The 21,934-nt window shown below is 73.0% G+C and carries 19 protein-coding genes; 11 read left to right on the top strand and 8 right to left on the bottom strand.

Translation table 11 applies throughout. The annotated features are described in order from the left end of the window. Positions 1 to 48 precede the first annotated feature (48 nt). The 7 genes from OG417_RS33450 (at position 49) to OG417_RS33420 (ending at position 8,849) form a co-directional block, all read left to right on the top strand. A complete protein-coding gene (locus OG417_RS33450) occupies positions 49 to 972 on the top strand; it encodes an SRPBCC family protein (RefSeq protein ID WP_329237106.1) in 924 nt (307 codons plus the stop codon). Further along, positions 969 to 2,138: a zinc-dependent alcohol dehydrogenase gene (locus OG417_RS33445; protein WP_329237102.1), complete on the top strand. Its 1,170-nt coding sequence runs from the start codon at positions 969 to 971 to the stop codon at positions 2,136 to 2,138. The genes OG417_RS33450 and OG417_RS33445 overlap by 4 nt, the downstream gene beginning before the upstream one ends. Positions 2,139 to 2,169: 31 nt before the next feature. Then, on the top strand, positions 2,170 to 3,096 hold the full coding sequence (locus OG417_RS33440) for a glucose-6-phosphate dehydrogenase assembly protein OpcA (RefSeq protein ID WP_329237100.1): 927 nt from the start codon (positions 2,170 to 2,172) through the stop codon (positions 3,094 to 3,096). Positions 3,097 to 3,360: 264 nt separating this feature from the next. Next, positions 3,361 to 3,873: an ATP-binding cassette domain-containing protein gene (locus OG417_RS33435; protein ID WP_329237097.1), complete on the top strand. Its 513-nt coding sequence runs from the start codon at positions 3,361 to 3,363 to the stop codon at positions 3,871 to 3,873. Beyond that, the gene (locus OG417_RS33430; RefSeq protein ID WP_329237094.1) at positions 3,863 to 5,095 is read left to right on the top strand and encodes an extracellular solute-binding protein; all 1,233 of its coding nucleotides are present in this window, start codon (positions 3,863 to 3,865) and stop codon (positions 5,093 to 5,095) included. Before OG417_RS33435 ends, OG417_RS33430 begins: the two co-directional genes overlap by 11 nt. After that, a complete protein-coding gene (locus OG417_RS33425; protein WP_329237091.1) occupies positions 5,092 to 6,798 on the top strand; it encodes an ABC transporter permease in 1,707 nt (568 codons plus the stop codon). Before OG417_RS33430 ends, OG417_RS33425 begins: the two co-directional genes overlap by 4 nt. A 29-nt stretch (positions 6,799 to 6,827) precedes the next feature. After that, on the top strand, positions 6,828 to 8,849 hold the full coding sequence (locus OG417_RS33420; protein WP_329237088.1) for a hypothetical protein: 2,022 nt from the start codon (positions 6,828 to 6,830) through the stop codon (positions 8,847 to 8,849). Positions 8,850 to 8,900: 51 nt separating this feature from the next. Here OG417_RS33420 and OG417_RS33415 read toward each other — a convergent pair whose 3' ends face one another. After that, positions 8,901 to 9,773, bottom strand: a complete 873-nt coding sequence (locus OG417_RS33415; protein WP_329237085.1) for a helix-turn-helix domain-containing protein — start codon at positions 9,771 to 9,773, stop codon at positions 8,901 to 8,903. A 361-nt stretch (positions 9,774 to 10,134) separates the two neighbouring features. Between OG417_RS33415 and OG417_RS33410 the strand changes: the two genes are divergently transcribed. Then, entirely contained in the window at positions 10,135 to 11,490 is a 1,356-nt protein-coding gene (locus tag OG417_RS33410) for an MFS transporter (RefSeq protein WP_329237083.1), read from the top strand. Between the two features lie 30 nt (positions 11,491 to 11,520). On the opposite strand, the gene OG417_RS33405 is transcribed toward OG417_RS33410, so the two are convergent. The 3 genes from OG417_RS33405 to OG417_RS33395 all read right to left on the bottom strand — a co-directional run bounded on the left by OG417_RS33405 (position 11,521) and on the right by OG417_RS33395 (position 14,726). Beyond that, positions 11,521 to 12,399 (bottom strand): polysaccharide pyruvyl transferase family protein, encoded by an 879-nt coding sequence (locus OG417_RS33405; protein WP_329237081.1) that lies wholly within the window; start codon positions 12,397 to 12,399, stop codon positions 11,521 to 11,523. Positions 12,400 to 12,471: 72 nt separating this feature from the next. Further along, on the bottom strand, positions 12,472 to 13,266 hold the full coding sequence (locus OG417_RS33400; RefSeq protein ID WP_329237080.1) for a maleylpyruvate isomerase family mycothiol-dependent enzyme: 795 nt from the start codon (positions 13,264 to 13,266) through the stop codon (positions 12,472 to 12,474). 269 nt (positions 13,267 to 13,535) lie between these two features. Beyond that, on the bottom strand, positions 13,536 to 14,726 hold the full coding sequence (locus OG417_RS33395; RefSeq protein ID WP_329237077.1) for a beta-1,3-glucanase family protein: 1,191 nt from the start codon (positions 14,724 to 14,726) through the stop codon (positions 13,536 to 13,538). 240 nt (positions 14,727 to 14,966) lie between these two features. Here OG417_RS33395 and OG417_RS33390 point away from each other — a divergent pair, with 240 nt between their 5' ends. The 3 genes from OG417_RS33390 (at position 14,967) to OG417_RS33380 (ending at position 18,464) form a co-directional block, all read left to right on the top strand. After that, on the top strand, positions 14,967 to 16,100 hold the full coding sequence (locus tag OG417_RS33390) for a phosphotransferase family protein (RefSeq protein ID WP_329237074.1): 1,134 nt from the start codon (positions 14,967 to 14,969) through the stop codon (positions 16,098 to 16,100). A 2-nt stretch (positions 16,101 to 16,102) separates the two neighbouring features. Next, positions 16,103 to 17,203 (top strand): hypothetical protein, encoded by a 1,101-nt coding sequence (locus tag OG417_RS33385; RefSeq protein WP_329237072.1) that lies wholly within the window; start codon positions 16,103 to 16,105, stop codon positions 17,201 to 17,203. Positions 17,204 to 17,288: 85 nt separating this feature from the next. After that, positions 17,289 to 18,464 (top strand): 4-hydroxybenzoate 3-monooxygenase, encoded by a 1,176-nt coding sequence (locus OG417_RS33380; protein WP_329237070.1) that lies wholly within the window; start codon positions 17,289 to 17,291, stop codon positions 18,462 to 18,464. Positions 18,465 to 18,489: 25 nt separating this feature from the next. On the opposite strand, the gene OG417_RS33375 is transcribed toward OG417_RS33380, so the two are convergent. From OG417_RS33375 to OG417_RS33360, 4 genes are all read right to left on the bottom strand, one after another. Beyond that, positions 18,490 to 19,698 (bottom strand): MAB_1171c family putative transporter, encoded by a 1,209-nt coding sequence (locus OG417_RS33375; protein ID WP_329237067.1) that lies wholly within the window; start codon positions 19,696 to 19,698, stop codon positions 18,490 to 18,492. Between the two features lie 13 nt (positions 19,699 to 19,711). Next, positions 19,712 to 20,215: a hypothetical protein gene (locus OG417_RS33370; RefSeq protein ID WP_329237064.1), complete on the bottom strand. Its 504-nt coding sequence runs from the start codon at positions 20,213 to 20,215 to the stop codon at positions 19,712 to 19,714. 67 nt (positions 20,216 to 20,282) lie between these two features. Then, a complete protein-coding gene (locus tag OG417_RS33365) occupies positions 20,283 to 20,714 on the bottom strand; it encodes a helix-turn-helix domain-containing protein (RefSeq protein WP_329237061.1) in 432 nt (143 codons plus the stop codon). A gap of 290 nt (positions 20,715 to 21,004) precedes the next feature. Continuing rightward, entirely contained in the window at positions 21,005 to 21,853 is an 849-nt protein-coding gene (locus OG417_RS33360) for an SAM-dependent methyltransferase (protein ID WP_329237058.1), read from the bottom strand. Between the last annotated feature and the right edge of the window lie 81 nt (positions 21,854 to 21,934).

The raw sequence follows: 21,934 nt of genomic DNA, 5'->3' as shown, positions 1-21,934 counted from the left end.
CACGCTCCGTGACTCGGCCCGGCACTCGCGGGCCGGGGGGAGGACGCCATGAACGATGGACGTCAGCGCAAGACCGACCGGCCGGCCCGCGCACTCGGCTGGGCCGGCCTGGGATTGGGAGCGGCCCAGCTCGCCGCGCCGAACGCCGTACGCCGCATCACCGGGGTGGACGACTCCGCGCCGGCCCACCTGCTGGTGCCGCTCGCGGGCGTACGCGAGCTGTGCCAGGCGGCCGTCCTGCTGGGCAGCCGCGTCCCGGGACCGTGGGTGTGGACGCGGGTGGCGGGCGACGCGGCCGACCTGGCCGTGCTCGGCCTCGCGGCGGCCCGCCGCCGGGGAGTGCGGCGCCGCCGGGCGGCGGTCGCCACGGCGGCGGTCGCGGGCATCGCGGCCGTCGACCTGGCCACCGCACTGCGCCGGGGCCGCCGCCCGTGGGACCGGGAGCTGCTACTGCACGCGGCGATCACGGTCCGGCGCCCGCGCGAGGAGGTGTACCGCTTCTGGCGCGACCTCGCGAACCTGCCCCGCTTCACGAGCCGTCTGGAGTCGGTGACGGTGATCGACGACCGCCACTCCCACTGGGCCGTCCGCGGTCCGTCCGGGCGCACGGTCGAGTGGGACGCGGAGATCGTCGAGGACCGGCCGGGCGAGGTCATCGCCTGGTGCTCCTCCCGGGGCACCGCGGTGACGAACAGCGGTGAGGTGCGCTTCGCCGACGCGCCGGGCCTCCAGGGGACCGAGGTGCGGATCCGGCTCCGCTACGAGCTGCCGTACGGCGCGGCCGGGGCGGCTCTCGCGCGGCCCTTGGGTGAGCACCCCGAGCGGCATGTACGCGACGACCTGCGGCGATTCAAGCAGATCATGGAGACCGGCGAGGTGCTGCGCGCGGAGGGCGGCCCGGAGGGCGTGGGGGCGATTCCCCGGCTCCGGCGGCGCCCGGCGCAGCCGGTGACGACAGGGGGGACGCCGTGAGAGCCAACTGCTGGATGGGCCGGGGCCACGTCGAGGTCCGGGACGTGCCGGATCCGCGGATCCTCAACTCCCGCGACGCGGTCGTCCGCATCACCTCCACGGCGATCTGCGGATCCGATCTCCACCTCTACGACGGCTACATCCCGACGATGAAGAAGGGCGACGTGCTCGGCCACGAGTTCATGGGGGAGGTGGTCGAGACGGGGCCGGACGTCACCGGCCTGCGGGCCGGCGACCGTGTCGTCGTGCCGTTCCCGATCGCCTGCGGTGCCTGCGACGCGTGTGAGCACGGCCTGTACTCGGTCTGTGAGAACTCCAACCCGAACGCCGGCATGGCGGAGAAGGTGATGGGCTACAGCCCGGCGGGCATCTTCGGCTACTCGCACATGCTGGGCGGCTTCGCGGGCGGGCAGGCGGAGTACGCGCGTGTGCCGTTCGCCGACGTCGGCCCGATCAAGATCGAGGACGACCTGCCGGACGAGCAGGTGCTCTTCCTGTCCGACATCTTCCCGACCGGCTGGATGGGCGCCGAGATGTGCGACATCACGCCGGGCGACGTCATCGCGGTCTGGGGCGCCGGGCCGGTCGGGCAGTTCGCCATCGCGTCGGCCTTCCTCATGGGCGCCGAGCGGGTGATCGCGATCGACCGCATCCCGTACCGGCTCGACAAGGCCGAGCGCGCGGGTGCCGAGGTCCTCGACTACGAGCGGACCGACGTCCTCGACGCTCTGCGCGACATGACGGCCGGCCGGGGGCCGGACGCGTGCATCGACGCGGTCGGCATCGAGGCGCACCACCCCGCCCCGCTGATGTACGGGTACGACCGGGCCAAGCAGGCGACCAGGACCGAGACCGACCGGCCGTTCGCGCTGCGGGAGGCGATCATGGCCTGCCGCAACGGGGGCGTCGTCTCGGTCGTCGGCGTCTACGGCGGCTTCGTGGACAAGTTCCCGATGGGCTCGCTGATGAACCGGTCGATCACCCTGCGGGGCGCCCAGTGTCACGTCCAGCGCTACCTGCGCCCGCTGCTGGAGCGGATCCGCGCCGGGGACATCGATCCCGGCTTCGTCATCAGCCACCGCATGCGGCTGGAGGACGCCCCGCACGGCTACGAGATCTTCCGGCAGAAGGAGGACGACTGCCTCAAGGTGGTCCTCACGCCGTAGCGCCCGTACCGGCGCACGGGAGGTACCGATCATGATCATCGATCTGGTGAACACGACGACCGGCAAGATCGAGGAGGCGCTCATCGCGGTACGCCACCGCGTGGGCGGCCCGGCGAGCGGCAAGGTGCTGACCCTCGTGATCGTCACCGACGAGGTGGGCCAGTACGACGCGCTGCGCTTCTCGGCCGAAGCGTCGCAGGACAGCCCCAGCCGGATCCTCGCCGTCATCCGGCGCGGCGGTGAGGAGCCGCGGCTGGACGCGGAGGTCCACGTCGGCGACACCGGCCCCGGCGAGACCGTCCTGATGCGGATGTACGGGTCGCTGGCCCAGCACGCCGAATCGGCCGTGCTGCCGCTGCTGCTGCCCGACACGCCGGTCATCACCTGGTGGCCCGGTGAGGCGCCGAGCCGTCCCGGCGACGAGCCTCTCGGCCACCTCGCCCAGCGTCGCGTCACCGACGTCACCGGCAACGCCGACCCCCTCGACGCGCTGACCCGGCTGGCGCTGGCCTACCGGCCCGGCGACACCGACCTGTCCTGGACGAGGCTCACGCCGTGGCGCTCTTTGCTGGCCAGCGGGCTGGACAAGCCGCACGGGGCCATCACCGGGATCGCGATCGAGGCCGCGTTCGGCAACCCCAGCGCCGTGCTCCTCGCCTCCTGGCTGTCCGAGCGGCTGGAGGCGCCGGCCGAGGTGGCCTGGTCCTGCGGCCCCGGCGTGACGTCGGTCGCGCTGGAGACGACGACCGGACGCATGTCCGTGACGCGCCCGGACGGGCGGGTGGCGACCCTCAGCCGGCCCGGCCAGCCCGAGCGGCAGGTGGGTCTGCACCGGCGGCCGAAGGCCGAGCTGATCGCCGAGGAGCTCCGCCGGCTCCAGCCCGACGAGATCTACCGCGAGGCACTCGTGGGCTGGGCGGAGAACGTCACGCTCCGCGTCCCCGCCGGCGTGCCCTAGAGGTACGGGCCAGGTGGGGTGATCCGCGGCCGGTGGCCGGTCGCGGCCACGGCGGCCGACGCCGGTCCGGTCGGGGTGGCGGGAGATAGAGTGAGGACGCGTCGACCGACACGGGCCTCCTGTCACGCGGTGAGACAGGCCCCCGCCCGCACCACGGAGCGATCGCCCCGGAGCCGCCCCCGCAGCCGAGGGAGAGATGTGGCGAGCCTGAGACTCGATGGTCTTGGCTGGCGGTCGCCTGGCGGATTCACGTGCTCGGTGGATATGACGGTCGAGTCCGGACAGATCGCGGTCGTGCTGACCGAGACGTCCGCCGCCGCCTCCCTGGCCGACGTCCTGCTCGGGCTGGCCATCCCCGACAAGGGCACCGTCTGGGCCGGCGATCGCGACGTCACCGGCCTGCCGCCCGGACGGCGCGGCGTCGCACTGGTCCCGGCGGGCGGCGGGCTGCTGCCGCACCTCACCGTCGAGCGCAACGTCCAGTACGCCGGCGGTGACGCGTCCCGCTGGATGCGCCGGTTACGGCTGGAGGGCATCGGGCGGTTGCGCCCGCACGAGATCTCCCCGGTGCAGCGCCTTCAGGTCGCGCTCGCCCGCGCGCTGTCCACCGAACCCGCCGCGGTCGTGTTCGAGGACCGCGCGAGGCACGTGCCCTGCCGCACGGCGGTCACCGAGGCGCGACGCCACGCCGCCGTGCTGGTCATCGCCGATTCGGAGACGCGCGGTGCCGCGTTCGACGAGGTCGTACGGCCCGAGGTGACGGCCGATGCGCCGTAGGGACGCCCTGCTGACACTCGCGCTGTGCACGCTGACCGGCTGCGGCGCCGGACGTGACGGGTTGCGGGTCGTCGGGGTCTGGAACGGCTGGGAGCTGGCCCGGTTCCGCGACGTGCTGACGGCGTTCTCCCGCCGGGGCCGGTGGAAGGTCAGCCTGCTCTCGGCGGGCAACGACCTCGACGCCCTGCTCGGCAACCAGGTCGCCCGCACCGCCGCGCCCGACGTCGCGCTCGTGCCGAAACCGCAGCTCGTGGCCGCCGCGCGGCGGCAGCTGGTGCCGCCACGGCCCGCGCCCGGCGCGCCGCCCGCGCCGGCCGGCTGGACCCGGCTGCTCACCTTCGACGGCCGGATCTACGGCTCCTGGTTCAAGGTCGCGCACAAGTCACTCGTGTGGTATCGGCCCGACATGCTCCGCGAGGTGCCGTCGGACTGGGACGAATGGCTCGCCCTGTGCGGCGAGCTGGCCGCCGCCGGCCGCCCGCCGCTGGCCATCGGCGCCGCCGACGGCTGGGTGCTCACCGACTGGTTCGAGAACGCCCTGCTCAGCATCGACCCCGGCACGTACCGGCGGCTGGCGACCGGAGCCGCGCTGTGGCGGCACCCGAGCGTCGAGGCGGCGCTGAGGAGGATCGGGGGGATGTGGAGCATCCCGGGGGTGTTCGCGGGCGGGCCCCGGCGGGCGCTGCTCACGCAGTACGACGGGGCGCTCATCGACGTGTTCGAGCACGGCTCGGCCCCCATGGTCTGCGGGGCGGACTTCTACTACCCGATCATCCGGCAGAACGGCTCTGCGCCCGCGCGCTGGTTCCGCTTCCCCAACCGCCGGGGCGAACACCGGCCGCTGCTGGCCGGGGGTGACGCCGCCGTGCTGCTGCGGCCCGCCAGTGAGGCCGGGCGCGCCCTCGTCGACTGGCTCGCCACACCGGAGGCCGCTCGCCCGTGGGCGGCCACGGGCGGGCTGCTCTCGCTCGATCCGCGGGTGAAGGACTACCCGGCCGACCAGGGCCTGCTCGCCGCCGAGCTGAGGAACGAAACCGCCGACGGCGTGACGTTCGACCTGTCCGACCAGCTCGGCGGGCGACTCGCCGGAAACGACGGCCGCGGCACCTGGCGGATCTTCCAGGAGTTCTTCGCCGCCGTCGCCGAACGCCCGTCCGCGCTGGACGCCGCCGTGAGCCGCGCGGTCGCCCGGCTCGACGGCACCTCACGGGGGACGGCGTGAGCGGCACGGGACTCATCCCTCGCGAGGACACCCGGGCGCCGGTGCGCGGACACCGGCCGCGGCCGTGGCGGCCGGTGCTCTACCTGCTCCCGGCCGCGCTGCTCGTCGGGGTGGTCCTGGTCCTGCCCCTCGTGTGGGCGGTGGTGGACAGCCTGCACGGCGGGCTGGGCAACTACGCCGGCGTCCTCCGCGACGGGCAGGTACGGCACGCGGTGCGCAACAGCCTCTTCTGGCTGATCCTGGCGCCGGTGATCTGCCTGTTCGGGCTCCTGCTGGCCTGGGCGATCAGCGCGCACCGCCGGATCGGGATCCTCGCCGCGCCGATCGCCGTGTCGGCGCTGGTGACCGGGCTGGCCTTCCGGCTCATCGCGCAGCCCGGCGACTTCCTGCTCGGGACGAACGGGATCTGGCTGCTGCTCGGCCTGGCATTCGCCTGGCAGTGGTCGGGCCTGGCGGTCGTCGTCTTCCGGTCCGGTCTGAACGCCATCCCGCCCGGCCTCGTACGGATGGCACGGGCCTTCGGGGTGAGCCGGGCCCGGCGGTTGCGCACGGTCATCGGGCCGGCGCTGTTCCCGGCCGGCGCGCTGGTGCTGATCATCGTCCTGGTGGCGGCGGCGCGGGTGTTCGACCTGATCCTGATCGCCGCGCCGGGCTCGGACCAGGCCGAGGTCGACGTGGTGGGCCTGCACTGGTGGCGGTTCCGCGACGACCTGGGACCGGGTGAGTCCGCGGCGCTGACCGTGATCCAGTTCGCGATCGCCGCGGTCGCCGCGCTGATCGGCCTGTGGGGGCTGAGCCGCGAGTGGCCGACGAACACGGCGGACGCCGAGCCCGCGGCCGGGCCCCGGAGGCGCCGGCGCGGGAGGGCCGTCGTCGTGCTGGCCGTCGCCGTGTGGGTGGTGCCGCTGGTCGTCCTGCTGCTGACGTCGCTGCACACACCGCGGGCGGCGGCGGGCGGCGGCTGGTGGTCCGGAGGGTTCGGGTTCGAGTCCTACCGGCAGGCGTTCCAGAGCGGCGGGCTGACCGGCGCGCTGGTCAACACGGGTGCGCGCTCGGTCTTCGCGGCGGTGCTGCTGCCGGTCGTGGCGGTGCCCGCCGCGTACGCGCTGGCCTGGGGCGGCCTGCCGCGGCGGGTGAACCACGCGCTGATCGCGGTCACCACGATGGTGGCCGTGGTCCCGCCGCAGACCGTCATCGTCGAGCTGGGCCGGGTGTTCGACCGGCTCCACCTGCTGGGGGCGCCGACCGCGCTGACGATCGTGCACACCGCCTTCGGCGTGCCGCTGGCGATGCTGCTGCTGCGCGGCGCGTTCGCCTCGGTGCCACGCGAGATCGTGCATGCCCGCCGGTACGACGCGGAGCCGGGCTCGCCGCTGTTCGCGGTGGTGCGCGAGACCCTTCCCGCACTGGTCACCGTCGCGGTGCTGGAGTTCGTCCTGGTGTGGAACGACTACGTGGTCGGGCTGCTGCTGGGTGGCCCGGAGGCGGGCCAGGTCACGTTCGTGCTGTCGGACCAGGCGCGGCAGTTCGTCACGTCGGAGAGCGTGATGGCGGCCGGCGCGGTCGTCGCGACGGTCATCCCGCTGGGCCTCGTCCTCGCCACGGGCAACTGGCTGGTGCGGGGCTTCACCTCCGGCGTACGGCCGGCGGCGTCGCGACCGGAGCTTCGGCAGCCGCCTCGCCGGCACGGGCGGGCGCCGTGATCGGGACGCCCGGCCGGATGCGGCGCCCGTTGAGGACCGGTTCCCGCCTGACCGGCAGTGCCGCGTTCGCGGGCGGCGTGGTGGCGTTCGTGCTGGACCTGACCGCGAACCAGCTCGGCGCGCTGGGTCAGTGGGTGCCGTGGACGCTCATGGTGGCCGGCGCTCCCACGGCGGTGACGCTGTGGGTGCTGGACAACCGGATGCCGCCCCCGCCGGAGCCGATCGAGCGGCGCAGCCTGACCGACCGCAGCCCTCTCGTCGGCCGCGACGAGGTCATCGACGAGACCGTGCGCAAGGCACGGGCGCACCGGTGCGTGCTGGTACGCGGCCCGCGTGGCATCGGCACCTCGGCCGTGGCCATCGAGGTGCTGCTGCGCCTGGTGGCCGAGCCCGGGCGGCGGCGCTGGGTCGACGCGTACGGCCAGAGTGAGCGTGAGGTGCGGCTCGCCGTGCTGCGCGAGCTCAACCTGCCGGTGAGCAATGCCGGCGTCGGCGCGATCGAGCTCATCGCCGGCCGGCTACAGGACAGTGGCCAGGCGCTCCTGATCGACAATGTCACCGATCCGGCCCAGGTGCGGTGGATCGCCCGCCCGATTTCGGGGGCGTACGTCATCATCGCGGGCGACGTCGGGCCGGACGACCTGCACGGCATCGCCGAGACGACCGTCGGCGGCCTCACCCCCGAAGACGGGCTGCGGCTGTTCTGCAACCCCTACGGCCTGACGCCGGCGTCCGGGCGGGGGCGGCCGTGGCGGCGGCTGTGGCACCGGGCGGTGCGCCGCCCACCGAACGCCATCGAGGAGCGGGTGGGCGCCGAACCCGGCCCGGCCGCCGAGCTGGCCCGCAGTTACCTGCTGCGCCCGCGCATCGTGAAGGAGGCCGGCCGGATCTTCGACGCGAACCCGGAACTCTCGGTCTCCGAGCTCCTGGACCTCCTGCGGTCGAGCGACCGGTCCCCGCTGTCGCAGCGGTTCCGCGACCTCTTCCGATCGCTGCTGGCCGGGGTGCCCAAGGAGGGACGGCGGCTGCTCACGCTGATGAGCGCGCTGCCGCACGCCCCGTACGAACGGGGCGCCCTCGCGGCCCTCACCGGCCGTCCCGTCGCGCGCGTCGACGCGTCCGTGGCCGACCTCGCCGCACGTGCCCTGGTGCACCGCGGCCCCGGCGGCGTACGGCTGACGGAGCAGGCGGGGACGCTGGGGCTGGACCTCGGGCGGCGGCGCCGCGCCCGCGCGGTCCGCCGGCTGTACGCCTACTACGCGGAACTGGCGGCCGACCACGCCGACCGCCTCGGCACCGAGCGCTACGCCGAGGCACGCGCCTGGTTCGCCTCCGCGGACGCCGTGCTGCGCAAGCTCGCCGACCGCGCCGAGCCGAGGGCCGAGATCGTGGAGATCGCCGATGCGCTCGAGGTCTGGTACGCCCGGGAGGGACGCACCTCCGAACGCGAGGCCGTCGCGTGGGCGCTCATCGAGTCCGAATCCGAACCGGCCGCCTCCGTCGGCCACCTGCGGCTGGCCGCCATGGCCCGTACGCGGGGCGACGCGGACGCCGCCCAGCGTCACCTGGACCTCGCGACCGGCCTCCGGCGCACGCGGGGGCTGCCGCAGTGGCACACCGAGGCGGCGCTGCAGAGCCTCGACCGCGGCGACCTCGCCGCCGCGCGCACCAACATCGAGGCGTGCATCGCCGCCCGACCGCCCGGTGACACGCGAGGCCGGATCGGGGATGAGATCAACCTGGGGGTCATCGCCACCCGGCAGGCCGACGACACGCCCGGCGGCGAACCACCGGACGCCTCCGACCGCCGTGCGGAACAGCTCGAACGCGCCTACTACCACTTCGTGCAGGCGCTCGACCTGGCCGAGGACGTCGGAGAGCTCGACGGGCAGGCGCACGCTCGCGAGATGATCGGCGTCGTCCTGGCCGGGCAGCAGAAGACCCGCGCCGCCCTTCGCGAATGGCGGGCGGCGGGCGAGCTGTGGGGCCGCATCGGCGACGAGGCCGGCCGCCTGCGCTGCGGCCGCCGCAGCGGCGCGCCCACCGGATGACCGCGCCCGGTCAGGCCGTTTCCGGGACGGATCCGCCGCCCGGCGGCCCGGTCACCAGAAGGCGGTGCAGGCGTCGCGGGGAAGGCTGGTCGGCCAGCGCGGGGTGTCGCCGCAGGCGCGGAACCTCCACCCCGGCGCCATCTCGTGCGCGCGGCTGCTGAAGGTGGCGCCGGTCGTGGTGAACGGGCCGCACTGGGTCCACGTCTTGCCGTCGTTGCGCGTCCAGTCCATCCAGACACGGTCGCCGTACCGGGCATGGGTGATCTGCGCCCAGACCATCTCCCGGCCGCCGATGCTCCGGGTGAGCAGCTGCACCGTGGCCGTGTGGTCGCGGCCGTGCACCTGGACGGGCGCGAGCGCCGCCTGGCCGTCCTGCCGGCCCGGCCAGGGCCAGTCCTTGCAGGCGGCGAACTGCTGTACGACCGGGACGGGCCGGGAGCGGGGCGCCAGCGACCACCCGACGATCACGCCGGCCCCGCCGAAGACCAGCGCCGTCACCGCGATCAGGACGGCGATGACCAGCCGGCCGCGGCGATCGACCCGGCGAAGCGGCACCCGGTCCCCGGCCGTCGCGGACGATTCCGGAGGGGGCGGGGCCGGGTCCTGGAGCGGCTCGGACAGCGGCGGGCAGTCGCCCTGCCGGTGACCGTCGCCGGTGAGGTGGTCCCAGAGCGGGCGCAGGCGCGCGGGCTCGTCCCCGGCCAGCCGTGACAACCGCTCGATGACCGACCATGGTGGGACGATTCGCCCGGACAGGTAGCGCGATATCGACGAGTCGCTGGCGTGGACGAGTTGTTCGAGCTCCTTGAGGCTCTTTCCGGTGCGTGCCCGCAGCGCCTGCAGTTCGGCGGCGAGCCGCGGTCCGGCGTCACAGTCCGCCGATGTCGACCGCTTCGGATCGGGTTCTTCCGCAGGCCGTTTCATCCCAACGAATCCCATCCGGTTCGCGCGCCCGAGCGTTGCGCCATGGGCTGCCGTCCTGGGACATTCCTCATCCCACGATGTGCGGTGTTAATCCCACCACATGCAACGCACATGTGGGGCGGAACGGGACCAATACCCGCATTGGTCACGCGGGGCGCGCGGCGGTTTCGTCAAGCGGCGTTGAGGGCTGCGCATTGTGGGCGTGATCTCGATTGCGTCCGCGTAAAGTCCCCGCGAGTGCACGCACCAGCGCGGGAAAGGCGCTACCGATGAGCAACCGTCATTCGTCCGGGTCTTGCCCTTTGGCCCGCATTGCCGCTCGCTCCGGACGGGGACTTTGAGGCAGGCCACAGCTCGGGCCGTGACCGGCTCCATGCGGGGCCTGCCCCTCACCGGCCGGGCGGCCGCGCATCTGACGCGGATCACCGGTCCGCTGCGGACCGACTCGCGGTTCCGCCGGTGTTTCGTGGCCGACCAGGTCAACACCGCCGGTACGACCGCGGCGACGGGGGCGCTGGCCTTCACCGTGCTCGGCATCGGCGGCGGGGCGCGCGGAATCGCCTTGGTGCTGCTGGCCACCATGACGGCGGGCATCCTCGCGGGCCCGATGGGCGGGGTGGTCGCCGACCGGTTTCCCCGCGCGCTGGTCATCTCCGTCGTCCAGGTCATCATCGGCCTGATCACGGTGGTCGAGGCCACGCTGATCTTCACCGGCCGGGCCGCGGTGTGGAACCTCGCGGCACTGGCCGGCGCGAACTCCGCCGCGGCGTCGTTCTCCGGACCCGCGCGCGTCGGCCTCATCCGCGCGGTCGTCGCCGAAGAACAGCTGAGCGAGGCGAACGCCCTCAGCCAGCTCGCCCGGCACATCGTCCTGACCGTCGGCCCGGCGATCGGCGGGACGCTCGTCGCGACGGCGGGCGCCGGCTACGGGGTGGGATGCAACGCCGTCTCCTTCTTCGCCTCCGGCGCGCTGATGGCGAGGATCCACGCCCCGCGCGCCGACCGGCAGCCGTCCACCATGCGCGCCGACCTGATCGAGGGCTGGACCACGATCCGTACCCGGCGCTGGATCTGGACCTGCCTCATCGGCGCCGGGATCATGATCCCGGCCTGGCACGTCGGCTACGGCATCCTCGGACCGCCGTACGCCGAGTCCTGCCTGGGCGGCGCGTGGGCGTGGGGGCTGATCGCCTCCAGCCTGGGCTGCGGCATGGCGCTGGGCGCGGCCGTCTCGCTCATCTGGCGCCCGCGCCGGGCGGGATGGACGAACTGCCTCGGGACGGCCGCACTGGCCCTGCCGGACCCGCTGATGGCGGTTGGGGCGCCCCTGGCGGCGGTGATGGCCGCGGTCGTCGTCGCCGCGTGCGGGCTGAGCATGTCGGTGGTGGCGTGGCGGACCGCGATCCAGCAGGACGTTCCCGCCGACCAGCAGGGCCGCGTCTCGGCGTTCGCCGACATCGCCGAGATCGGCCTGACCCCGGTCGGCTATCTCCTGGTCGCGCCGGTCACCGACGCGATCGGCATCCGCGCCACCCTGCTGATGTGCGGGATCATCGTCGCCGCCGCCAGCCTGGCGCCGCTGCTGAGCCGCGACGTACGGACGCTGACCCTCGTGACCGCGGGCCCGCCCGCCGTCGAGGAGCTGCCGGGCGACCCGGACCCGGACGGCGCCGCACCGGACCTGTCCCCGGCGCCGGTCGGCAAGCCGTCCCCCTGAGATCCGCGCGACGGACTTCCCGAGTGCCGGTCAACGAGGCGGCGCGCCCAGGGCCTCGCGAAGCTCGGCGAGCAGCGCGCCGTCCGGGTCGCGCGCCACCCGTTCGGCGGCGCGGTGCCCCTCCGCGCCGAGGCACCAGCGCCACCACCGGTCCAGCGCCTCCTCCGACATCTCCTCGGCGGTCAGCGCCGCAGGCCAGTGCCAGGCCCGTGCCTGCGCCGAGACCTTCGCGCCCCGCCACACCGGGTCGACCGCGAGCGCCGGCACCCCGCACCGCAGGGCGGTCACGAGGCCGTGCAGCCGGGTGGTGACGACGACGTCCAGGCGGCCGACCACCGACAACAGCTCATCGGGCGTGCCGAAGCAACGCCAGTCGTCGTGGTCCAGCCGCGTGTCCAGGACGAGACGGGCGCAGCCGAGCCGGGCCAGCCACGACGTCAGCCGCGCGTGCACCTCGTCGTGCCGGCGTTCCGCCCCGTACTCCTCCTGGCCGGGCGCCAGTACGACGCCGGCCACCGGCACCGCGGCGCAGGCGGGCAGCGCGGCCAGGTCCCGGTGGGGTGCCGCGTCCGGAGCGTCGCGGGCGAGCACCACGTCGAAGCCGGTCACCGCGGGGTCGCGGGGATCGATGACCGAGACCCCGACCGCGATCCGCCGGCACGCGGCGTACCGCTCGTGCAGCCGCCGGAGCTGCGGCCCGTGCAGCGGGCCGCAGACGAACACCACGTGGCTGTACGCCTCGGGAGCGGCGTCGTCGAGGGTCAGCTCGCCGGGCCGGAAGACCGGGCTCCACGCCACGTCGCACGGCACGTCGGCCAGCGCCGACCGTACCGCCTGGAGGCTGAGCACATCACCGGCGGTCGCCTCACCGTCCACGAAACTGAACCAACCCGCCAAAAGGACCCGCATGCGCGGTTACGTACCCTCCGCGCACGCCGTTCCACAGCCGGAGCGTGACCGCGTGACCGCGCCGCGTGGGGGTCAGAAGCCGGGGAAGACGCGGCGCAGGTCGTCCAGCGTGAGCCTGCCGCCGGTGAGCTTCACCTCGTCCGGGGTGTGCTCGGGAGCGTGCCGGCCGGTGACCAGGCGCAGCCACCACTCCGCCGGCGCGGTCAGCGACGCGTCCGGGTCGGCGGGGACGTCGGTCACCGTCACCTTCTCATCCAGCCGGACCCCGAACGAGCGCTCCGGGGAGGTCGTGGTCACCGCGATCGTCACCGGCCGGCCGTCGATCTCCTCCGCCTTGCCGAGAAATCCCATGAGCTGTGCCGCCTGGTCGAAGAGCAGGGGAGCGGCCTCCGGCGCGAGCGTCGCCGCCGGGTCGAAGGCCACCTTGACGTCCCACACGTGGTGGGCGACCTCGTTGAGCCGCAGCCCGGCGGCGAAGGCGAGGTCCACGGGCGCGGGCAGGAAGCCCAGGTCGATGCGGAGACTCTCTCTGGCCGGCGCGTCGATCGACTCGTAGCGGCGCACCAGCGTCTCGTCGGCGGTCAGGAAGGTCTCGGCGCGCTCCTCGCGCGACATGGCGTCCCACCGTGCCCACACGCGCTGGTTGAAGTCGCCGCCGGGATTGCCGGTGCCGTTCAGCGCGCCCTCCAGCGAGGCGAGGGCGATCTCCGCGCCGCTGCCCAGGTGGCTCAGCACCTGCGAGACGTCCCACTCGGCGGCCCCGGACGGCCGGGCGAGGTCGTCGGGGGTGAAACCGCGCACCATCGCCGCGAGGTCGTCGTGGCCGGTGCGCAGGGCGTGGATCATCTCGTCCGCTCGGTCGCTCATTCCGTGATTCTCCCGTGGGTTCGCTGCGACGGCCGCGTGCGGCGCGGCTCTGATCGAGAAGGTTAGACCGCCTCACGCGGGTCGCCCGCCATCGCCCCGTCCCTCCCGCTGCAACCCGGCGGTTCTGCATGGTGGCGGCACGAGACAGATCCCTTGGCCGGCGGTGGGCCCCCGCCGCCCACGTGTGGGCGGCGAGGAGTCGCTCGTCTCACGGCGAGATCCTCCACCGACGTCATCCCGTGACCCGGGCGGCGTTGGTGGACACCGCACTAACCGACGCTCACGGTCAGGTGCCGCGGGTTGCCGTCGCTCGCGGCACCGGAGACGTCCGGCTGCCCGTCCGGGCAGACGTCGTCGTACGGGAAGGCGTAGCCGATCGGGGTGTGGGCGTGCACGATCCGCGCCCAGTGGTTGGTGGTCGGGGCCTGGTAGAACCCCGACTCCGGCGTGCCGTTCGGCTGGTCGGCGCTGCTCAGGATGGTGCTGCGGTTGAACGCCGCCGCGATGCGCGCGAGCAGGCCCTTCTTGATGTCGGAGTCGGCCGGGTTGTTGGCGAACGGCCCGTCGTTGCAGGTGAAGATGTCCTTCGACGCCGGTCGCGCGAACGTGCTGCCGTCGTTGAACGTCAGCACGCCGCCGTTGACGCGTCCGGTGAAGACGCCGCGCCCGCCCTGGAGGTCCACCCTGAGGTCGGCCGTGGCGTACTTGTCCCATACCTGGCCGACGTAGCCGTCCCAGTACGAGGAGAAGGCGGCGGAGTCGCTCGCCATGAGGTCCTGCGGCGCGATGACCCGCAGGACACCGCCGCCGTTGCGGATGACGAGCCGGTCCCAGGGCGCGCCGTCGGCGTTCTTCTGCGCGACGAGGGCGTCGGCCACCGCGTCGACCGCTCCGGCGGGCGCGGGGGCGACCGTGTGCGTCGCGTCGCCGACGAGCTCGAGCCCGATCGGCAGCGCGGTCAGCAGGTCGACGTAGGAGATGTTGGCGAACAGCTGGGACGGGTTGAAGGTGAACTCGCAGAACGACCAGGTCCTGCCGTAGTTCGCGTCGGAGGGATTGGCGAACGCCGGCTCGACGAGCGCCGGCCCGGGGTTGACGTAGAAGTCGAGCTTGTCGTTCTTCACGAAGTAGATGCGCGCGGCGTACATCTGACTGAGCGTAAGGTTCGCCTCGCCGCCGGCGCCGACCGGGATCGAGCAGTCCACGGGCAGCGGGGTCTGCGGGCCCGACGGCGATTCGAGATGGTACGGCGTGCCGTCGGCGCGCAGCAGCATCGGCTTGTCGGTGCCCTGTTCGCGGCCGGTGATGTAGGCGTTGACGGGACTGGAGCCGTGGTTGGCGAGGGTGAGGGCGCACGTCGCGGCGGCCGCTGACGCGGGGCCGCCGAGCAGCCCGCGTCCGAGCGGGGCGGCGAGTGCGGCGGCGCCGGCGGCGGCGAGGAACGATCTGCGGGTGACCAACGGAACCTCCTGGCGGGGTCGGTCCGGTTGCCGTTGCCTTGACAGTCGTGTCATGACGACACGGTGGCGACTGTCAAGGTGCCCGATCTTGCCACATACTGTCAAGACTCTTTCCAGTTAATCCAGAAAAGGAGATGCGGACCGGAGCCGGTACGGGCCCCTCGCGGCGGATCTGTTCGTGCCGCGGTCCGCCGGGTAATCTCGGTGAAATTCCGTTTCAGCGGGCTGGGAGGAACTCCGATGGATCGCCCACGCCCACCGGCCGACACGAAGCTGCGACGTTCGGGCCGTGACACGGCCGCGTTAGCCGCCCGTCTCGCCCCGTGGCTGGCGACCGTGCTTCCCGCGGGGGCCGGCGACCTCGGCGTGACGCTGCTCGACGGTATCGACGCCAACGGCATGTCCTCGGAGACGCTGTCCCTGGAGGCCACCTGGACCGAGGGCGGCCGGCCCCGGTCCGGCCGTTACGTCGCACGCGTCGTCCCGGACCCCGAAGACGTCCCGGTCTTCCCCCGCTACTCCTTACGCGACCAGTACGACACCATGCGGCTGGTCGGTGAGCTGACCGACGTACCCGTTCCGCGCGTTCACCGGCTCGAACCCACGGGCGAGGTGATCGGCAGCCCGTTCTTCCTGATGGACCACGTCGACGGTGTCGTCCCCCGCGACGTGCTGCCCTACAACTTCGGCGACAACTGGCTCTACGACGCCGCGCCCGAGGACCGGCGCCGGCTGCAGGACCGTACGATCGAGACGATCGCCCGCCTGCACGCCATCCCGGGCGCCGGCTCGGCGTTCGCCTTCCTCGCCCGGAGCGCGGCGGGCGGCAGCACCCCGCTCGCGCGCGGCCTGGCGGACACCAGGGCCTGGTACGACTTCGCCGTGACCGGCCTGGGCCGGTCTCCGCTGGTCGAGCGCGGCCTGGCCTGGCTCGCGGCCACCGTGCCGCGGACCCGTGAGACGGTCCTGTGCTGGGGCGACGCGCGGATCGGCAACATCCTCTACCGCGACTTCACGCCCGCCGCCGTACTCGACTGGGAGATGGCCGCGCTCGGCCCGCGCGAACTCGACGTCTCCTGGCTGATCCTCGCCCACCGGGTCTTTGAGTCGATCACCACGGTGCTCGCGCTGCCGGGCATGCCGGACTTCCTCCGCGAGGAGGACGTGACGGCCGCGTACGAGAAGGCCGCCGGTGTCACCCTGGACGACCTGACCTGGTACCACGTGTACAACGGCGTGCGGTGGGCGATCGTGTTCATGCGGACCGGCGCCCGGCAGATCCACTTCGGCGAGGTCGAACGCCCGGCCGACATCGAGACCCTGCTCCACCATCGGCCGCTGCTCGTCGAACTGCTGGAAAAGGTGGGTGCGTAGCCATGGTCGGCCCGCTCGACGAGTACCCCATCCACCAGGCTCCGCTGCCGGTCACCTGGCCGGCCACCAGCGACCGCAACTTCTACGACCGCTGCTATCTCAACGCCCACGACCGTACGGGCGACATCTTCGTCGTCACCGGAATGGGCTGGTATCCCCACCTCGGCACCAAGGACGCCTTCGTGCTGCTCCGGCGCGGCGACACGCAGACGGCCGTGCACCTCGGCGACGCGATCGACGACGACCGGCTGAACCAGCGGGTCGGCGGCTACCGGATCGAGGTCCTCGAACCGCTCCGGCGGCTGCGCGCGGTCCTGGACGAGACCGAGGGCATCGCCTTCGACCTGACCTGGGAGGGATCGTTCGACGTCGTCCGGGAGCAGCCGCACCTCCTGCGCTCCGGAAGCCGCGTGACCCTCGACGCCCAGCGGTTCGCCCAGGTGGGCACCTGGTCCGGCACGATCGTCATCGACGGCGAGGAGATCGCGGTGACGCCGGACCGCTGGGTCGGCACGCGTGACCGCTCATGGGGGATCCGCCCGGTCGGCGAGCCCGAGCCGGCGGGCCGGCCGGCGGACCCGCCGTTCGAGGGCATGTGGTGGCTCTACCTGCCGCTGCGCTTCGACGACTTCGCGATCGTGCTCATCGTCCAGGAGGGCCCGGACGGCTTCCGCACCCTCAACGACTGCAACCGCGTGTGGGGCGACGGGCGGGTCGAACAGCTCGGCTGGCCGCAGGTGGCCATCTCCTACGCCTCCGGCACCCGGATCCCCACCGGCGCGGTGATCCGCTGCTCCGGAGCGTACGGCGATCCCGTCACGCTGGAGGTCGAGTCGCTGCTGCCGGTCGCGCTGCACCTCGGCGGTGGCTACGGCGGCGACTCCGACTGGTCCCACGGGGTGTGGAAGGGCCCGGGGTTCACCGAGCGGCGCACCTACGACCTGAGCTCCCCGGACGTCGCCGGCAAGATGATGTTCGGCATGGTCGACCACGTCGCGCGCGCCACCTGCGACGGCGCGACGGGCTACGGCCTGTTCGAGCACGGCGCGCTCGGCCGGCACGACCCGAGCGGCTTCACCGACTGGTTCACCGTCGCGCCGTGAGTCCGCGACCCGGCGCGACATCACGCCTTCCATTCAGTGAAAGAGCGTGACCGTCTCGAAATGGCGCTGGGTTTGACTGATCAGCATGCGTACAGAGGTCGCCATCATCGGGGCCGGTCCGGCCGGCCTGCTGCTCTCCCATCTGCTGGCCCACGAAGGCATCGACTCGGTGGTCATCGAGACCCGTACGCGCGAGTACGTGGAGGCCCGGATCCGGGCCGGCATTCTCGAGAGCTCGACCGTCGAACTGCTCGACGCCGTCGGGCTCGGGGCCCGTCTGCACGAGCAGGGCGACGAGCACCGCGGCATCTACCTGCGGTGGCCCGGGGAACGCCACCACCTCGACTTCGTCGACCTCGCCGGACGCAGCGTCTGGGTGTACGGGCAGACCGAGGTCACCAAGGACCTGGGCCGCGCGCGCGAGGCCGCGGGCCAGGAGTTCTGCTACGGCGTGAGCGACACCGCCGTGCACGACCTGACGACCGACCGTCCCTACGTCACGTTCCGGTCCGCGGACGGCCGCGACGTGCGCCTCGACGCGGACGTCATCGCCGGGTGCGACGGCTCCTTCGGCCCGAGCCGCACGGCGGTGCCCGACGGTGTGAAGAGGACGTGGGAGCGCACCTACCCGTACTCCTGGCTCGGCATCCTCGCCGACGTGGCGCCCTCGACGGACGAGCTCATCTACGCCTGGCACCCGAACGGCTTCGCGCTGCACTCGATGCGCTCGGAGACCGTCAGCCGGCTGTACCTGCAGGTGGCGCCGGGCGAGGACATCGCCGAGTGGTCCGACGACCGGATCTGGGACGAGCTCGCCGTACGGCTCGGGCACGGGCAGGACGGATGGGAGCTCACCCCTGGGCCGATCACCGACAAGAGCGTGCTGCCGATGCGCAGCTACGTCATGGAGCCGATGCGGTACGGGCGGCTGTTCCTGGCCGGCGACGCCGCGCACATCGTGCCGCCGACGGGAGCCAAGGGCCTGAACCTCGCCGTGGCGGACGTTGCCCTGCTGGCGCCGGCGCTGACGGCGCTGCTCCGCAAGAACAGCACGGCCCTGGCCGACGCCTACTCCGACACGGCGCTGCGGCGGGTCTGGCGGTGCACGCACTTCTCCTGGTGGATGACGACGATGCTGCACGCCAGCGGCGACCCCTTCGACGCCCAGCTCCAGCTGTCCCAGCTGCGGTGGGTGGCTGGCAGCATGGCCGGCGCGACCGGCCTCGCGGAGAACTACGCCGGCCTGCCCATCGGCATGTGAGCGCCGCGGGCGCCGGCCGGAGGCGTCACAGCGTCGTGCCGTCCCCGCTCGGCTCGGTGAGCGAGGCCACGGTCGCCGGGACGACCGGCGAGCCGGCGAAGGCGCGGGAGACCTTCGTGAGCCAGGTGACCTCCGCGTCGAGGTCGGGGCCGAGGGGTGGCGCCGGTGGCGGCGACGGCATGTCGGTGGGGTCCCGGCCCTGTGCCTTCGCCGCGATGCCGGCGGCGATCGTGGCCGCCTCGACGGCGGCGCGGATCTCGTCGTCGGGGAGCCCGGCGCGCCGGCCCAGGTCCCTGGCGACCTCCGTGGCGCCGGGGTGGACGTACGGGCGCAGCGCGAGCTGACCGTCCCGGATCTCGATGACCTGGCGGTACAGCAGGAAGCCGACGTCGCGGCGCCAGTACCGGCCGCCGGTCCGGTGGTGGGGCATCAGGCTGAGGCCGGGGTTGGTCTCGTGCAGGGCCAGCCAGAGCGGATGGAGCAGGCGGTAGGAGCGGCAGTCGCCGGCCCAGCGGACCAGCGTGCCGAGCCGGTCGCCCCACGCCGGGATCGTCACCCCCGCCAGCAGGAGCGCCTCCGTGCTCAGCTCCAGCGGCAGGTCCACGGACTGGTCCAGCCACCCGAGCGGCCTGCCGGTCTCCTCACCGACCAGCATCACGGCCTTCACGGCGAGGAAGGCGAGTCCGCACGCGCTTCCGGCCACGATGACCCGCAGCCCCAGGCGGAGGGAGGACCGGTCGGCGAGCCGGGAGTAGCGCAGTCCCAGCCGGGAGACCGACAGCAGGGCGATCGCGATGTACCAGACGTAGACGTAGAGGTAGACCGCGTCGACGTGCGCCCCGGCGTGCCCGGTGTCGGGTTCCGGGGGCACCGCCACGAACAGGACCGCGACCATCACCACGGCCGCCGCCAGCCCCGCGTAGCTCCGCCGGGCCCGCACGCGCGCCGAGGACACCGGGTAGTAGACGTGGATGAGGAACACCCGTCCGGCGCCCGCCGCGCACATCGCGCCCACGTCGCTCAGCGCGTCGGCGAGATGCGGGACGCCGCTGCCCTCGTCGATGGCGTCGGTGAACCACTGGAACGCCGTCGCCATGGCCAGGCTCGCCAGGCAGAAGCACACCGCCCAGCGGACCGGGTCGTCCCGCCTCCGGCGCAGCCCGTAGAGCTTCTGCGCCAGGCCGAACAGGAGCAGCCCCGTGATGACCAGGTACGGCAGCACAGGAGTGCTCACCGGATCACCTCGTTCAAATTCCCGATTCCAGACGCCGGAGGTGGTCGGCCGCGTCCGGATCCGTCACGCGTGGCGAACGGCGGGCCCGGCCGGCCCGCTGCAGGATCATGGAGGCGAGAAGCTCGGCCTCCTGCTCCTCCTCGCTGGAGTACGCGCCCCGGCCCAGCACGCGCCGGACCGTCCCCGGCGACAGGCTCGGGAACAGCCGGCGCGCGTGCTCGTCACCGAGCCCGGCGCCCTCGACGTGACCGCACAGCACGTGGGCCAGCTCGTGCAGGATGATGTGCTCCTGGTGCAGGGGAGTGGTCGCGCGCTCGTAGACGATGTAGTCGCGCTGTTCGGTGCTGACCCACAGGCCGCAGGGCGCGTCGGGCGGCAGGTCCATCACCAGCAGCGAGAGGGGCCGGCCGCGGTCGCGGCCGACCTGCGCGCAGAACGCGTGCACGTCGAACGGACGCGGTAGGTCGAGTGCCCTTAACGTCGTCCGGCAGCGTTCGGTCAGCGCCGCGAAGTCCACATTCCAATTATGCCGGGTATGACACCTCGAATTCGGTCCTTGACGTGACCGTTGTACCTTTGCGTTCTCATTTCTCCTCGTACGGGGGGAGACCCTCCAGTTCCCGTACGCGGCTGATGACGTCGTTGATGGTGTCGAGGCTCTTGGCCGAAAGGCCGGACGCGCGGAGAGCGACGTCGCGCACTCCCGCGTCCCGCATCGCCGCCAGCAGCCCGAGTTCGGCTTCGACCTGCGCGCTCGTCTCGTCGTCGAAGAAGTACGCGGGAGGCACGCCGAAGAACCGTGCGAGGGCGTTGAGATGCTTGAACGTCGGGTTGTCCCGCTGCCCGGTGCGCAGGTACCAGATGTAGGACGCGGAGATCGTCACCTGCTGGTCGCGGACGATGGCCGCCGCCACGTCCTCGTTGCTGTACTCGCGCCGGTCCGTCTCGCGGACCGTGCGGAACAGATACTCCAGCTTCTCGGCGAGCGTCCGCCGCCGCGACTCGTCGTCGCCCAACCCCACCTCCTACGACTGTCGTGAATGGAACAGCTTGTTAATTCATACTTGTTGACAGTGATCCTGGAGGTCAAGTCTAATGAGAGTGCGTCCACTGATGTGAAGTAATCGTCCGCCGCGAACTCCACATGAGTCGATCACGGCCGGGGGTCCGACGATCGTCTCCGCCGGGCGGGTGCCGGTTCCGAGTGCGGGGGCCTCGGCCTCCGGCCCTCCGGCCGGATACGGACGCGGCCCTCGATCCGTTCGGTCGCCGCACCCGGACGACCGTGCCGGAGGCTGGTGGACGTCTACCGCTCGGGCGGGACCAGGCCGACGCCGGCGTAGTTCCAGGCGGCGGACGGCGAGGGCGGGGTGTCCGGTTCGCGGCGCCAGTCCGGGGAGTAGACCAGGCCGGGATCGAGCAGGTGCGTTCCGTGGAAGAAGGACAGGATCTGCTCTCTCGTGCGGAAGGTGAACGGCGCGGACGCTCGCTCGTAGACGTCGGTCATCTTCCGCACGGCCTCCGGCGGCCGGTCGTCCCGGGTCGCGTGGGCGATCGCGATGTGGCTGCCGGGTGCCAGGCGGGACCGGTAACGGCCCACCAGTCCCCGGGGATCCTCCTCGTCGGTGATGAAGTGCAGGACGGCGACGAGGAGCAGGCCGATCGGCCGGTCGATGTCGATCAGCGCGCGCACGTCCGGATGCGTGAAGATCGCGTCGGGCTCGCGCAGGTCGGCGGCGACGTAGGCGGTCGTGCCCTCGGTGCCGCCGGCCGGCAGCGTGCGTGCGTGGGCCAGCACCAGCGGGTCGTTGTCGACGTAGACGACCCGTGACGCCGGATCGGCCTCCCGCGCGATCTCGTGCACGCTGCCCTGCGTCGGCAGGCCGCTGCCGATGTCGACGAACTGGCGGATCCCCGCGTCGGCCAGCGTGCGCACGGCGCGCCGCAGGAAGGCGCGGTTGTCCCGGGCGATCTCCGGCAGCTCGGGGATCATCGTGTAGATCTCCTGGGCCGCGCGCCGGTCGGACGCGAAGTTCTGCGTGCCCCCGAGGTAGTAGTCGTACATGCGCGCCGGGCTGGCAACGGACGTGTCGATCGCGGCCGGCGCGTCCGAGCGGTCCGGCTCCGGCGCGGCGGACTCTCCGGGATCGCTCACACCGGCACCCTATCGCCGCGCGGATTTCACCGGCCGGACCGGCTCTGGCGTGGCGTAACCTTCGGAGCCGGACAGTTCCGG

It is taken from the genome of Actinoallomurus sp. NBC_01490 (assembly GCF_036227085.1).
Classification (GTDB): domain Bacteria; phylum Actinomycetota; class Actinomycetes; order Streptosporangiales; family Streptosporangiaceae; genus Actinoallomurus; species Actinoallomurus oryzae.
This window is presented reverse-complemented; position numbering and strand designations above follow the sequence as displayed.

Excerpts from the sequence above, each read along its gene's own strand:
- OG417_RS33450 (WP_329237106.1), top strand. The coding sequence starts at position 49 with ATGAACGATGGACGTCAGCGCAAGACCGACCGGCCGGCCCGCGCACTC.
- OG417_RS33440 (WP_329237100.1), top strand. The coding sequence starts at position 2,170 with ATGATCATCGATCTGGTGAACACGACGACCGGCAAGATCGAGGAGGCG.
- OG417_RS33435 (WP_329237097.1), top strand. The coding sequence starts at position 3,361 with ATGACGGTCGAGTCCGGACAGATCGCGGTCGTGCTGACCGAGACGTCC.
- OG417_RS33430 (WP_329237094.1), top strand. The coding sequence starts at position 3,863 with ATGCGCCGTAGGGACGCCCTGCTGACACTCGCGCTGTGCACGCTGACC.
- OG417_RS33415 (WP_329237085.1), bottom strand. The coding sequence starts at position 9,773 with ATGAAACGGCCTGCGGAAGAACCCGATCCGAAGCGGTCGACATCGGCG.
- OG417_RS33405 (WP_329237081.1), bottom strand. The coding sequence starts at position 12,399 with ATGCGGGTCCTTTTGGCGGGTTGGTTCAGTTTCGTGGACGGTGAGGCG.
- OG417_RS33400 (WP_329237080.1), bottom strand. The coding sequence starts at position 13,266 with ATGAGCGACCGAGCGGACGAGATGATCCACGCCCTGCGCACCGGCCAC.
- OG417_RS33390 (WP_329237074.1), top strand. The coding sequence starts at position 14,967 with ATGGATCGCCCACGCCCACCGGCCGACACGAAGCTGCGACGTTCGGGC.
- OG417_RS33385 (WP_329237072.1), top strand. The coding sequence starts at position 16,103 with ATGGTCGGCCCGCTCGACGAGTACCCCATCCACCAGGCTCCGCTGCCG.
- OG417_RS33380 (WP_329237070.1), top strand. The coding sequence starts at position 17,289 with ATGCGTACAGAGGTCGCCATCATCGGGGCCGGTCCGGCCGGCCTGCTG.